This is a genomic window from Anaerocolumna jejuensis DSM 15929 (genome assembly GCF_900142215.1).
GTDB lineage: Bacteria > Bacillota > Clostridia > Lachnospirales > Lachnospiraceae > Anaerocolumna > Anaerocolumna jejuensis.
Genome location: NZ_FRAC01000031.1, coordinates 1 through 14054 on the forward strand (window position 1 = coordinate 1; position 14054 = coordinate 14054).

The 14054-nt window shown below is 36.4% G+C and carries 13 protein-coding genes and 1 pseudogene; 3 read left to right on the forward strand and 11 right to left on the reverse strand.

All coding sequences use genetic code 11. The features are described 5' to 3' along the window. Nucleotides 1–89 precede the first annotated feature (89 nt). From BUB77_RS23695 to BUB77_RS23720, 6 genes are all read right to left on the reverse strand, one after another. Nucleotides 90–1037, reverse strand: a complete 948-nt coding sequence (locus BUB77_RS23695) for an NAD(P)-dependent oxidoreductase (protein ID WP_073279534.1) — start codon at nt 1035–1037, stop codon at nt 90–92. A 337-nt stretch (nt 1038–1374) separates the two neighbouring features. Further along, nucleotides 1375–2196: a WD40/YVTN/BNR-like repeat-containing protein gene (locus BUB77_RS23700; RefSeq protein ID WP_073279536.1), complete on the reverse strand. Its 822-nt coding sequence runs from the start codon at nt 2194–2196 to the stop codon at nt 1375–1377. Nucleotides 2197–2343: 147 nt separating this feature from the next. Next, nucleotides 2344–2772, reverse strand: coding sequence for a hypothetical protein (locus BUB77_RS23705; protein WP_073279538.1), 429 nt, complete (start codon nt 2770–2772; stop codon nt 2344–2346). Nucleotides 2773–2868: 96 nt separating this feature from the next. Next, nucleotides 2869–3165 carry a hypothetical protein gene (locus BUB77_RS23710; RefSeq protein ID WP_073279540.1) on the reverse strand — a complete coding sequence of 99 codons (297 nt, stop codon included), beginning with the start codon at nt 3163–3165 and terminating at the stop codon, nt 2869–2871. Between the two features lie 26 nt (nt 3166–3191). Beyond that, the gene (locus tag BUB77_RS23715) at nt 3192–3401 is read right to left on the reverse strand and encodes a hypothetical protein (RefSeq protein WP_073279542.1); all 210 of its coding nucleotides are present in this window, start codon (nt 3399–3401) and stop codon (nt 3192–3194) included. 508 nt (nt 3402–3909) lie between these two features. Beyond that, the gene (locus BUB77_RS23720) at nt 3910–5943 is read right to left on the reverse strand and encodes a glycoside hydrolase family 31 protein (RefSeq protein ID WP_073279543.1); all 2034 of its coding nucleotides are present in this window, start codon (nt 5941–5943) and stop codon (nt 3910–3912) included. 361 nt (nt 5944–6304) lie between these two features. On the opposite strand from BUB77_RS23720, the gene BUB77_RS23725 reads away from it, so the two are divergent. Continuing rightward, a complete protein-coding gene (locus BUB77_RS23725) occupies nt 6305–7183 on the forward strand; it encodes an AraC family transcriptional regulator (RefSeq protein ID WP_170866728.1) in 879 nt (292 codons plus the stop codon). 265 nt (nt 7184–7448) lie between these two features. On the opposite strand, the pseudogene BUB77_RS30575 reads toward BUB77_RS23725, so the two are convergent. From BUB77_RS30575 to BUB77_RS23740, 5 genes and pseudogenes are all read right to left on the reverse strand, one after another. Next, a pseudogene (locus BUB77_RS30575) lies at nt 7449–7991 on the reverse strand (NAD(P)-dependent oxidoreductase); the annotation flags it as partial. A gap of 18 nt (nt 7992–8009) precedes the next feature. Continuing rightward, nucleotides 8010–8219, reverse strand: a complete 210-nt coding sequence (locus BUB77_RS31055; RefSeq protein ID WP_278277741.1) for a hypothetical protein — start codon at nt 8217–8219, stop codon at nt 8010–8012. 233 nt (nt 8220–8452) lie between these two features. Continuing rightward, the gene (locus BUB77_RS23735) at nt 8453–8776 is read right to left on the reverse strand and encodes a multidrug transporter (RefSeq protein WP_073279545.1); all 324 of its coding nucleotides are present in this window, start codon (nt 8774–8776) and stop codon (nt 8453–8455) included. A 949-nt stretch (nt 8777–9725) separates the two neighbouring features. After that, the gene (locus BUB77_RS30095; RefSeq protein WP_170866729.1) at nt 9726–9884 is read right to left on the reverse strand and encodes a hypothetical protein; all 159 of its coding nucleotides are present in this window, start codon (nt 9882–9884) and stop codon (nt 9726–9728) included. A gap of 879 nt (nt 9885–10763) precedes the next feature. After that, entirely contained in the window at nt 10764–11999 is a 1236-nt protein-coding gene (locus tag BUB77_RS23740; protein ID WP_084124656.1) for an L-lactate MFS transporter, read from the reverse strand. Between the two features lie 146 nt (nt 12000–12145). Here BUB77_RS23740 and BUB77_RS23745 point away from each other — a divergent pair, with 146 nt between their 5' ends. Continuing rightward, the gene (locus tag BUB77_RS23745; RefSeq protein WP_073279546.1) at nt 12146–13018 is read left to right on the forward strand and encodes a LysR family transcriptional regulator; all 873 of its coding nucleotides are present in this window, start codon (nt 12146–12148) and stop codon (nt 13016–13018) included. A gap of 181 nt (nt 13019–13199) precedes the next feature. Further along, entirely contained in the window at nt 13200–14030 is an 831-nt protein-coding gene (locus BUB77_RS23750; RefSeq protein WP_073279547.1) for an SDR family NAD(P)-dependent oxidoreductase, read from the forward strand. The last annotated feature ends 24 nt before the right edge of the window (nt 14031–14054 follow it).

The window sequence follows — 14054 nt, forward strand, 5'->3', positions numbered from 1 at the left end:
TTTCTCATATGTGAAATGATATCCTTTTTTATTTTATTGTAACATAACGCAGAAAAGAATCAACAGCTAATTATCAATTTGGTTGTACACTAGTATAGCTGATTGAGCTTGCTTTCAGGCTCTTCACCATTCTCTACACGTTTTATATTATTCATAAAGAAATCATATCTTTTTTTATGGAATTTTAGACCGTCAGGCATACCTGCCGTATGGGGAGTAAGTATCACATTACTTAGATTCCGAAGCTCACTATCGTTTGAAAGCGGTTCAGATTCAAACACATCCAGGCATGCGCCTGAAATATCTCTGTTTTTTAAAGCATCTATTAAATCTTTTTCATTGACAATCCCACCGCGGGCAGTATTTATAAAAAGTGCAGTATTCTTCATTTTCTTGAATACCTCTTTGTCAATCAGCTGTTTGGTTTGCGGATTCAGGGATGCATGTATAGTTACTATGTCTGATGTCCTTACAAGATTATCGAAATCCGTCATTTTCACAAAACCGTCAGGTTGTACAACGGCATTTCTAGTATAAGCCAGCACGTTCATATCAAAAACCCTGCAAAACTCAGCTACTTTTTTACCGATAGCACCAAAGCCTACAATTCCAATCGTTTTGCCTTTTAATTCGCTTCCTGTGTAGTCCAATTGATTTTCATCTATCCTGTTTTTCATGAAATTATCAAGAAACGGTATATTTTTATAATAGGACAATATCAGTGCCATTACGTGCTCGGCCACTGCCTGTGCATTCACTCCTGAAGCATTAGCCACCCAAATGCCGAGCTGCGTGCAGGCATCGATATCTACATTATCATATCCTGCACCCGTCTGTACCAATTTTAAATTTTTTGCTAACGAAAGCAGGCTGCGGTCCACTTTAATATGTTCAGGTATGATTACCTGGCAATCTTCAATATGATGCAGCATCTCTTTTCCCGGCGGAATAATTACAATGTCCCAGTCTTTTGGAAAATGACTTGTAATATTTAATTTTGAAATTTGGGTAAAATAACCTACAATCAGAACTTTCATTGCCAAACCACCTTTCATACTCTATGCACACTTCAAAGAAAATCCAATTGATGTTTTCAATTACAAACACGCATCTTCTCCGTTATATACTGTGAGAAAAATCTCAGATTTTCATATTTTGCTCGTTGTTTTATTATACTCCGTCCTCCTCATATAGTCGAGTGTTTTATCCAGCTTCAATGAGTAGCGCTCCAAAGATAAATAGTGCGGCTCCAATAATTTGGCAATATTATGGTGGAACTAAAGATGCAGATATTGCATCAAGCCTTCCATTATAAGATAACAAAATAATAATATAGAGGATGCCTAAAATAGGTACCCTCTTATATTATATCCCTTATTTATTTTTTATTTTAGTCCAATTAATTGCATCTTCTGAATTCCAAACTTCGTTATTATATATGATCTGAAATTCACTAATAGTATTATCTTGTTTCTTAATGTTCCAAGAAAAAGTTTTATCATTTTCATCTAAAGAAATAATGCTCCAATTTTCACCACCGTCATGTGTTATAAACGCTACAGGATCTATATCTTTATTACTTACTGTATCGATACATGAAACAAATATAATACCGTCCTTCATAGAAAAGAATACAGGCAGATTAGCATTAAAAGTAATAGCTGAATACTCAGATGAAGAACTTATATCTTGTATTTCCCATGTAACACCACCATCATTTGTTTTATATAATCTTAGAGTTCCTTTCATTGGGAAATTACTTATTATCCATCCTACCTTACTATTAATAAATAAAATATCCCCTCCAGGCATTGTTGATGAGGTGTCAGCGGAATCAATAATTTTATCCCAATGTACTCCACTATCTGTAGTCTTATAAAGGATAGTATGCTTTTGACCAGCTCCAATTGGTTCGCTATATGCCTTCCACCCTTCATTAGAATTTATATAAACATATTCTTCTGTATTACCGTCAGCATCATGTTTGGATACAACATCTGCAATTCCATGATTTGGCTTCCAATCTGTGTTAGATTTATTCGCATCAGATGCCTGATTTGTTGAACTAATGTTAGGTGATTCGGTTGATCCTATGTTTTGTATATTATCTTTTATTTTATTATTAACTGTAGCTTGATGTCCGCAACTAACTAAGCAAATAACAAAAATTATTACTAAAATTAATTTTTTTTTCATTTTCTCCCCTAAAAGATTTCTTCTTATTTTTCACTACCATAGTATGTAAAAATCGGTACCCCTCAACAATCAATTACTTTTAAGATTAGCGTATTTTTTCATATCAGAAAAGATATAACTGTGAATTAAATATCCGCTAATTTTGTCCTACCTAGTAGTTGGAAATTTACCTTGCATAATTAGTATTGCAATATTAAAAAATGATTTGATATCATCACCAGACTCTTTACCATTAATAATTTGCTTATAGACCTTAGCTATCGGATTCACTTGATTTTGTACATTTTTTGAAAGAGTAAGACCAAACTCAGTATCCATCCAGATATAGTCGCTTGCATGATTGCATCTTAAAACTTCTCCTATGTATATTCCAAAAATATGTGCATATGTATTAGCATGTTTTTTTATTAACCCGTTATCCTTTTCTGAGTTAATATATCTGTCATGATATCCGTCGAGGATTTCATCTACGAAAATAATGCTGTCATCACTAAAATCAAGTGTTCTATTATAGGTTTCAATCCCAATTTTTATAGCAGAATTAATACAATAATCTATTGTTTCTTGGATGTCCATATATCTTTACTCCATTCGATAAAATTTGCATGTGCTAACAATTTTGTAGCAATAAATATAAATAATCCGCAGTTCAAAACTACTCGATAAATATGCTCATTTTGTGTAGAGCATGCCAAAAACTTTTTGAAATCGTTCTGTATTAACACCATCTTTGACCTGCCACCTATTAAACGGGAACGAAAAATCATTGGTATGCTCAACTGGGGCGCGCCAAGTTATATCGGCAAACTTAACATCATAACAAGGATAATTGTTGCTAGGCAAAATGCCACAAATTCCTAAAATATCCAATAAGCTTCCCATTTCACTTTTATTGAACTTAATTATCTTTTTCTTTAAAAGATAATCTCGATATATTCCTGCTTTATTGTGGGATTCTAAATCCTCCATACATTTTAGTAGCTTAATCAGTAATTCTATATCTGATTTGCAACATCTTGCGGTTTTATTTTAAATAAGACAACGGCAAGTTTCGTCAAGGTTTGTTCATGGCTAATTCGCTTAGGATAATCAAACATATATCCTTCTCTTTTAGCTTGTTGAAAGTCATTATCCGAAATAGCGCCGTCTTTCCACCCATTGCTGCTCCAATATGTATTCAATAGAATTTTTAATCCATCATCCATTTTCTCTCACCTCATCTAATATAAATAATAAGAACTTAGATGAAATGCCCATTATTGCTATAACATTTCCCAGTTTCTTTTTAACTCACCTAACAATTAATACCCCTATGATATCATTATTTTACTTCTAACTCATTTTATGACTTACTATAAAATAATTCAACATAAATTTCCTATATTCACCATAAATAATTTTTCTAATTTATTACATATAATAGATTACACTATATATACTGTCTACTGCTTTTAGGCAATACATTAATCATTTTTCGAGTTGCCATTATAAGTGATATAAAATAAGACCGTATTTCTCAATAAAAAGAGAAATCCGGTCTTATTGTAATCATTTTATTAAATAAACGGTCGTGCATCATCATTTATTGTTTCTACCACAATTCGTCATCATTATTATCGTCTCAACGTGCCTTGAACGTTTAAAAAAGATGCCGCTTAAACCTATGCTCCTCCGTCAGTAACTTCATCTGACTATCAGCAATAGCATTGAGTTTTATAAGCCGACCGCCTTGCGTTCAAATACCGGAGTGTATTCGATTGGTGCATCAACTGATACCGTTATGCCACCGGTATACTTTTCTCCGGTAGAGGTCAATATCCACTCACCAGCAGGGAGATATACGTCTCTCTTGAATTCATTCAGATGAAGAATCGGCGCTACAAGATATTTGTCACCAAACATATACTGATCCTGAAGTTCCCAACATTTCTCATCTTCCGGAAATTCATAGAACATGGTACGAACCAATGGAGAGCCATTCGTATGAGCTTCTTCATAAAGCTTTTTGATATAATCATGCATACTAATACGGATATCATAGTATTTCTTCATAATCTTATAATTGTCTTCCCCATAACTCCAAAGCTCATTTGGCTGACCTGTATGGAGGTAGCCGCCACCCCAGTCTCTGTTATCCAGCGGTGGAATGTTGTAAGGGCCTCTGTCCCCGTGCATACGCAGTACAGCTGAATACACAGCGAACTGATACCAACGAATCAGGAGATTTCTGAAATCAGGATCATTTACATCATCTGTCATGAAGCCGCCGATATCTGTCGTCCACCAGGGAATGCCTGCAAGTCCCATGTTCAGACCGCACTGTAACTGATCAGCGAAGGCTTCAAAGGTACTTGGCACGTCGCCGGACCAAACCACATTGCCATACTTCTGGGAGCCGGCCCATGCACTGCGAAGCAGATTAACAACAGGCTTATTTTCCTTACTCATCTCATCATAAAATAAGCGGCTGTACATCTGAGGATACATATTACTGTTACTAAGTGCAGGTCCATCACAGTATCTGTAATTCTCAAAATCATACACACCATAATCCGGCTCAGAGTTATCCAGCCAGAAAGCATCGATGCCAAAATCGTAGTAATTTTTCTTGCATACTTCCCAAACATACTTACGTGTTTCAGGATTAAAAGGGTCGATTTCCACACAGTCGCCTTGATAATCATAGGTCTGCGCAGCGCCGCGCTCTGTCTTGATCAGAAGGCCTCTTTCCATCATCGGACCAAAGTTTTCACTCTTACGATCCACAGAAGGCCATACAGATACGACAACCTTGATTCCCATAGAGTGAAGCTCATCCACCATTTCCTTCGGATTCGGCCAGTACTGTGTATCGAATTTCCAGTCACCCTGTACTGTCCAATGGAAAAAGTCAATGACGATCTGGTCAATCTTAATGCCTTCTTTCTGATACTGACGAGCAACAGTCAGAACCTCATCCTGGGTTCTGTAGCGCAGCTTGCATTGCCAAAGCCCCATCAGATCTTCCGGAAACATATCAGCGTGACCGGTAACTGCAGTATAGTTTTCCAGAATCTGCTTCGGTGCATCTGCCACAGTGATCCAGTAATCCATCTCCCTGGTAGATCTTGCAATCCACTCTGTATAGTTCTTACCAAAGGTTGCACGACCAACAGCCGGGTTGTTCCAAAGGAAGCCGTATCCTAAGGAAGATACAGCAAAAGGAACAGAAATCTGAGAATTACGCTGTGCCAGTTCCAATACACAGCCCTTTAAGTCCATATCATTTTGTTGATATTGGCCCATACCAAAGATTTTCTCACCTTTATTACCTTCAAATTTTACATTCAAGGAATAATCAGTTCCCCCAATGATTCCCTTCCACTCGCGGTTAATCACTTTCAAGCAACGGCTCTCTTTCGAAATGGTTCCATCATACATACGGAAATATTCACGAAGGAACAGCTTGTCATCTTTATAAAATGAAATAATACCCACAAAATTCACAACTACTTTAATACGTCCATTCGTAATGGAAGCAATTTCCCTCTGATCAATGGTTCCATCCCCTACCCAATGATCTTCCCTTTCAATCTTTACACTGCTATCTATATTCTCAACATTTTCTGTCAAAGCCCAGTCATTTCCATTAAACTTGCCAAGCATAGTGGTACGTACTCTGACAGAATCCTTACCCCAAGCTTCGATTCGACCCATTTCGCCATTTTGGTAAAACACCAATGCCCCATTGTCATCTAAAAATTTCATAATACATCCTCCTATATGTCAATTGATTTTTGGGATTACAATGATATAATACTCTATAGACGATTACATTTCTTCTGAAATACTATATATTTTTGATACTATTCTATGATTTAAGTTGTAATTCGGATTGTTATCCATGGAGGTCATGTTTGAAAGTTCCTTTCAAGCTACTTATTAAAGCAGTATCGCAGGCAAGTCTGCGATATGCACGGGGTATGTTTGAAACTTCCTTTCAAATTACTTATTAAAGCAGTATCGCAGGCAAGCCTGCGATATGCACGGGGTATGTTTGAAACTTCCTTTCAAATTACTTATTAAGGCAATATCGCAGGCAAGCCTGCGATATGCACGGGGTATAAATATGAAATATACGATTGTTGCATCTCAAGGTAATAAAGAACAGCGCCAGCACAGTTCCTCATTGGTTCCCTACAGTATTTATGATTGCCATATACCAGATTCTTTTCCCAACGTTCCTATGCACTGGCATAACGAGTTTGAAATTGATTATGTATTGCAGGGAAAGGGCGACTTCATCTGTGGAGACGAACACTTTCCTGTAAGCAATGGGGACGTGATTATGATTTCTCCCAATATGCTGCATGCCGCCTACCCTTCTTCCACCATGAATCTGCATTATATTGCCTTTGTATTTCATGCCAGCATGCTCGGGCTTGAAAGCAATGATCGCAGCAGTACCCATTGTATACGACCTCTTATCACAGGACAACTGCGTGTAAATATGAAATATGACCTGAGCCACCCGGATTATTCGGTCATACACTCCCTGACCGAGACTATCATAAGCTGTGCAAACAAAAACAATCCTTATGACGACCTTTTACTAAAAAGTGTTCTATTACAACTTTACTGGTATTTTGAAAAAAGCGATAATCTGTCTTCCTTTCAGGGTGATGATATTAGTTATTCTTCCCTAATCCGTCCGGCCCTGGAGTATATGACCTATTGCTATATGGATTCCATCACGATAGGCGAGCTTGCCGCTAAATGCGCCATCAGTTCAAGTCACTTCATGAACTCCTTTAAGAAAGCCGTTGGCTGCAGTGCGATTGAATTTCTGACCCATCTCAGGATCAAAGCCGCATGCACAGCGCTGACCGAAACAACAGATGACATATCAACTATCTCCTACAGCTGTGGCTTTAACAACCTGTCTAATTTTAATAAGCAATTTAAAAAAATTACAGGAAGTTCGCCTCGGGAATACCGTAAACGATAAAATTTTACCAGCATCCCAAGCATCGCTCCCAAACCACACCTTTTCCCTTTTCCAAGTCCACCTTCATAATCATAAAATATGCCCAAAAATTCCCATTCAGAATTTTGAACAATACAGTATCAATACAAATAAAAGAAAAGAATATAAAGAATCGGCAATTATGATTCTAAATATTCTTTTCTTTTTCATAGCCTTCAAACTCTCTATATGCCTTGAACTTACGAAAAAGGTGCCTACCAAAGCTGGTACCCTCTTGACAAAAAAACTATAATAGCTGATTGCGTTTGCTTTCAGGCTCTTCACCATTCTCTACACGTTTTATATTATTCATAACGAAATCATATCTTTTTTTATGGAATTTTAGACCATCAGGCATACCTGCCGTAAGGGGAGTAAGTATCACATTACTTAGATTCCGAAGCTCACTGTCGGTTGAAAGCGGTTCAGATTCAAACACATCCAGGCATGCACCTGCAATATCTCCAATTTTTAAAGCACCTATTAAGTCTTTTTCATTGACAATTCCACCACGGGCTGTATTTATAAAAAGTGAGGTATTCTTTATTTTCTTGAATACCTCTTTGTCAATCAGCTGTTTGGTTTGCGGATTCAGGGATGCATGTACAGTTACTATGTCTGATGCACTTACAAGATAATCAATATCCGTCATTTTCACAAAACCGTCAGGTTGTACAACAGCTTTCCTAGCATAAGCCAGCACATTCATATCAAAGACCCTGCAAAACTCAGCTACTTTTTTACCGATAGCGCCAAAGCCTATAATTCCAATCGTTTTACCTGTTAATTCACTTCCTGAATAATTTAATTAACTTTCATCTATCCTGTTTTTCATGAAAGCATCAAGAAACGGTATGTTTTTATAATAAGACAATATCAATGCCATTACGTGCTCGGCCACTGCCTGCGTATTCACTCCTGAAGCATTAGCCACCCAAATGCCGAGTTGTGTGCAGGCATCGATATATAGGCACCCGTCTGTACCATACTTCGAAGAAAAGCCATTTGATGTTTGCAATACAAGCTCACATCTTCGAAGTTATATACTGCGAGAAAATTTGCTGAATAATATCCCTTTTACCACGGGGTATAGGATTTGCCAAATTATTAATCTATTGCCAAAAGTATATGATTTTGCCAAATCGATTACACCTAATGGCAAAATGCCTTTTTTATACTTACACAGCATTACCCTATCACCACCACTGTCTCAACGTTCCTGTAAACCTTCAATACTTCATATACTCTAAACTATCTCTCAACAAAAATTCTTACAGTTTCCTTCAACTCATCACTGAACTCTTCTAGATCTTCAAAGCTAATCGCACTATCACTTATAAGGGAAATAATGTTATAAACAAGGTTCGATCGGCTCATTTCTAATTGAACGCCAGTTTTCTTCCTATCTTCCTTTATTCTCTTGTCCAGGCTCCAAAACTTTTCTGATGGATTAGCGTCTTCACTTAGTAATTCTATATATTCCTTATTGAGCCTGTCCATATAGGCTTCCTGCCAATCAGCAATTTTATTTCTGAAAAGCATCCAGTCCTTTTTTGTAAATCTCTGCTCTTGCAAAGTCCAAAGCCTCCCTCTAAATTCCAACTTTTCAATTCAATTTCACAATAAAACCTTCAAATACTCTTTTGGTTGAAGGTTCTATTCATTACAATTTTCTTTAATTATAAAGATCGTAAGGCGCACTGTCAAATTATATCCAATTTCAAAATATTTATTTTTCAAATATGATTGTGTATAATAACAAAATAAGGGTTAATGGCAATGGTATATTGCCATTTCTATTGTAAGTTGTCATTTGCTCCATTCGCAGTTAAGGCCGATTTGGATAGTTTGTTTTTACACAAAATCTATATATTCACATCGTAAACTGCTGCCTCTGATTTTCCGTCTGCTCCGGCCCCTGCCGATCCAGCTTCATGAGCTGTTCCATGCTGTAATCAAGGACTTTTGTCTTTCTCTCTTAAATCATCACCATGTAAAATTTCTTTTGCACCGGAAGCAGTGCAGGAGTTGCCTCAATAATCGTGCGTATTTTCTCCATGTCAATCCGTGCTGAAACTCTATTCAAAGCAGCATTTCACAGAAGTCCCAAGGTGAAAGGGTTTCTGGTTACATTTTTTATTAGTTTGTGAGATTTTTTGAAAAATGGCGCAAAGATACCCGGTTGCATAAAACAATCGGGCAAGGGGAGTGATTTGTTAATATATCTCAGAATGGCGATAGGCGATACCGTCTATTTCAATTACATAGGTTCCAACACCTTCTTCATCGCATTTTAGAATTAATTAGTTGTCCCCCAACATAAGTGAAGCTGAATCGCCGGAGCATCAAACAAGCAACAGAATAACTGCCAGTAAAATACTGCTGAATAATCTTTTCATATATTTTATGTGTATGCCTATACACAAGGCCTCTAGCTGTATATACCATTGGATAAACTACAAGGCGTTTTCTTTAGTCCTTGCCGGCGTTGTATTGTATAGTATACTACGCGTTACCGACTTCTCTATTCATCTTCTGTAAAGTAGTATCCAATGAATGACATAATTAATCCAATTATTGAAACTACCCAGCCTATAAAGAGAAACGAATCTGGCCCTAAACTGATAGCTATTCCTAACAAAATAATTGCTATCCCCATCAAAATTTTCTTCACAGATTTCATAAATATCCCCCCTAACATAATAATGTAATGTGTAATTAGTTTTCGATTGTGTTATAACAATATGCCGTAAAATATGCAAGCATTCTCCTACTGCTCATTCCTTCACGGAAACTGCGTTCATTCAAATGGTATTAATAACATAAAGTATATCAGAAACAAGATCTAGATTGTTATTATAATCAGGAGGCTAGAATTTTGCATAAACGAATCTTATTTTGCACTGAACTTCATCTAATTTTTGAGCTAAAACACTATAATCCATAAGGAGCATTTGACAATACTTCAATTGAGTTATTCAATAACATGTGAACAGGGCGGTGATATGCGTACATCTCACCGCCCTAATACACAGTTCAATTTCGGCTATCACAGCTATTGGTTCCAGATAACTGGTATATAGCTCTTGCTTTCGATAATTTTCAGCTATGTCTAAAAAAAGTTCATTATTTTCTTCAAAAGTATTTAAACTTAGAAATCGCATGTTAACATGTTTATAAAAGTGTGCAAATTCAACGATTTCTAGGAATCTGTTCGACATAGCAGCACAACGGTTTCCACATGTGTTGAAGCGATGACAAATTTACTTATACTTACGTATTCCGTTACAGATGCTTTTATTGTACCAAATCGCTGGCGCGATGACTAGCCACGGTACATGTTTTCCTCTAATTTTTCTTAAAAATAACATTTCCTTTATTTCAAACTCAACAACTATATATTTTCTAGTCGTGCACCTCCTATAAAGTGTTTCCTTTCTGTTACTTATAAACACATCTTTCACGGAGGACAAACGGCTTTTTAAAAAATGTCAGGGAACCATTTTTAATGATTACCCTGACATTTTTTATAGAGCCACTTTTAAATTTTCCATAACACTCATTACGAAAATGACGGTTTTTTTATAATTTTTCTCATAACAACAGTCAGAATTAATCCTAGAATTGCGACTATTGTTGCAATAATAAAAGGCATATGATATGCTTTGATTCCGCTAGCTTTATTCACAAAGCGTGCAGCAATCTGAGGCCCCAAAAAAGCACCTATGGAATAACCAAAAAACATGATTCCATAATTAATACCTGAATGTTTCATACCAAAGGTCTTGCTCGTTAATGGCGGAAATACAACTAGTACACCACCAAAAGATGCTCCTAAAATAATTAAGAAGAAAATAAAGATTGGTAATGTATAAGAAAAACTTAATCCAATTAACGCAATAACCGTTAGTATAAAAATAATTGCTAAGGTTTCTAACTCCCCTAATTTATCACATAATTTACCAATCACTAAGCGGCCGCATAAATTAGAAAGCAGATTTACCGCAACAAGATTTGCTGCTGCTATTGGAGTCATCTCTAATTGTGTTTGTCCAATAGAAGATAAGGATCCAATCATCATAATACCTGCTGTACATGCAATTGAAAAAAGTAAAAGCAATAGCCAGAATGTTTTAGTTGATAACATTTCTTTTGGTGAATAAGCTATTTGAGCAGCTGCCGCACCTTGCTCCGTTTTGGAAAATCCATCTGGCATCCAACCCTTTTCCGGGACTCTCATTTTCCATCCAACTAGCCAAATGACAATGAGGTAAGCAATCCCTAAGTATATCAACCCATGAATACCAAATTGATCACATAAAATTGCTCCTGCTTTGGCTGTTATCAGAGGACCTATGGATGCAGCACATAACAACGCACCTGATATGGTTCCACGTTTTTCAGGATACCATCTTAAAGCTACATTAAGTGATGGATTGTATAGCAAGCCATTTCCCGCCCCTGCAATTACTCCACAAGTTAAGTATAATAAAGGAATACTTGTCACGAATGCTGTAGTAAACCAACCCAGACCAAAAACCAAGCCCCCAATATACATTAACTTTTTGGGTCCAGATTTGTCCACGACCCGCCCTGAAATAATTCCAAATAACGACATAAAAAATTGATAAATAGTTAACGTTAATACGACTTGAGAAGCACTTCCACCGGTTGCTTTCTGAAGTGGTATCGAGAATACTGAGAATGCAGCGGATGCTGAACATACAAAAATAACAAAAAATGCAGCTGCAAAGACAATTTTCCGTTTATCCATTCCGTTTTTTTCTACATATTCCATAATATACCTTCCTTCTTTGTTTAATTTTTCACATACATCATATAAAATTTATTTATAAAAAACCAATACTTTTTTTGGGTAATTAATAGAAACTATCTATATATTTTGCTATACTTAATACAAAGAAAGAAAAGGAAGGGCTATCAATGAATTTAAATCATCTTTTTTATTTTAGCGTTCTTGCAGAAACTGAAAATTATACCGAGGCATCCCATCAGTTAATGATTAGTCAGCCCTCTTTGAGTTATGCCATAAAAAAACTAGAAGCCGATTTAGAGGTCCCTTTATTTGAAAAAAAAGGGCGTAATGTCTTATTGACTGCATATGGAAAGGAATTACACCAAACAACTGAATTATCTTTAGGTTCAATTACTCAGACAATAGATCGTATCCGGAAGCAATACAAAAATGAAAGCGATACGATTGCTGTGGGCATTATTCCGACTTTAGCAAGTAACTTCTTGCCTGAAATTATTCATAACAGTGAAAAAAATGGATTTGTACTTGAAAATATACAGATTTTTCATGGACATACTTCGGATATTCTAAAAAAATTGAAGCAAGGTGTCTATGACATCGGATTATGCGCCAGACAAGAGGAACCAAGCCTAACTTTTATTCCCATCAAGAAGCAGTCCTTCGTTTTATTCATAAATAAAACCCTTTATGAAAAGCATCCGGATATACAAGAAAATTGGTATGAAATGCCCTTGGTTACATATCGCAAAAATCTTCCGGTCGGCAAAAGTGCGCACAAATTAATTGAAGTTTATACTGAGCAGCCAAATATCATTGAAGAATTTGATGATGAAACTACCATTGGCGGCTATGTTTCCGTTAATCCAAGTATAGCTGTTGTAGCCAAAACCTCTTTGTTAAAGCAATTTGATTTGCCCTCCATCCCGCTGGATGAAGAAAGAATATTCCACACCGTCTATCTTGCCTATTTAACAAAAAATAAAGATTTTAAAAGAATCAAGACTTTCTGCAAGTTAGTGAAACCCTATGGGGATTTTTAACCAGTAACAAGTGATGTTTATGCTGCTGTAAACATCACTCTCTTTTATAATTGATAGAATTTATCTATGAGTATGCGAAAAAATATATTGGACGATGTATAAAGTGTTCTTTAAACTATCCTTGTAGAGATTGTTTAATAAATATCAATTTTTTGTATTATTCATGGAAAGGAATGCTAAAATGATAGTAGAAGATTCATGGTTAGATCTTAAGGGAAAAGTTGCTGTTGTCACAGGCGCCGCTGGAGGTATGGGAGTAAAAATCACGGAAGAGCTTGCTAAACAAGGTGTAAATATTGCGTTAGTAGACATTCAAAAGGATAAAGCCGAAGCCTATGCACAAGAAATAAGTGAGAAATATCCTGTTAAAATAATATCTATTCAATGTGATACTTCAAATGAAAGTGATGTAGAAATGGCTGTACAAACCGTTGTCAAACAGTTTGACAGGGTAGATATTTTAATAAACACGGCGGCAATTCTTCGTTCTTCACTTTTTGAAGAGCTGTCTCTGGCTGATTGGCAAAAAACACTAAATATTAATTTGACCGGTTACTTCCTGATGTCTCAGCATTTTGGCCGTGTTATGATTAAACAAGGGAAGGGAACACTGATTCACATTTCAACGATGTTATCCAAATTTCCTGAAACATATAGTGGTGCCTATAGCGTTTCAAAAGCTGGAGTGAATATGCTTTCAAAGCAAATGGCAGCAGAATGGGGACAATACGGTCTTCGCAGTAATTGCATTCTTCCGTCCTTGGTCAAAACGCCATTATCCAAAGATTTTTATTCTGATCCGGAAGTCTTAAAAGATAGAGAAAGAATAACTGCAAGTAAACGAATTGGTACTCTGGACGATATTGCCAATGCTGTTCTATATTTGGCGAGCGACCGCTCGGAATATACAAATGGCGGTGAGCTGACTGTTGAAGGTGGCCTAGGCATCATGATGGGAGACCAAATTGCGAAACCCGGCGGCCGTAAGGCATATGCCATGAAACATAAATAAGGGAACAGAACACTCCTATGAAGA